Genomic DNA, 240 nt, shown 5'->3' with positions numbered 1-240 from the left:
GCCGCGGTTCCCCGTACGCGACGTGGTCGGGCGCCGGACACCGTCCTGCTCGTTCATCCGACGTCCTCAGGCGATACCCCAGCCCGCGCACCGTGACGATCCGGAAGCCTGAGTCCTCGCCGAATCGGTCCCGCAAGCGGTTGATGTGCACATCGAGGGTGCGGGAGTTGCCGTCGAACGCGTAGCCCCACACCTCGTCGAGAATGAACTCCCTGGTGAGCGTCCGTCCCTTGTGCCCGG

1 protein-coding gene is annotated in these 240 nt (G+C 67.5%); it reads right to left on the bottom strand.

Going from position 1 to position 240, the window contains the following annotated elements; genetic code table 11:
- Positions 1-240: winged helix-turn-helix domain-containing protein (locus tag BN358_RS10240; RefSeq protein WP_198018366.1), on the bottom strand; the 240-nt coding region annotated here is incomplete at both ends.

Origin of the sequence: Sedimentibacter sp. B4 (assembly GCF_000309315.1) — a bacterium.
Classification (GTDB): Bacteria; Bacillota; Clostridia; order Tissierellales; family Sedimentibacteraceae; genus Sedimentibacter; species Sedimentibacter saalensis.
This window is presented reverse-complemented; position numbering and strand designations above follow the sequence as displayed.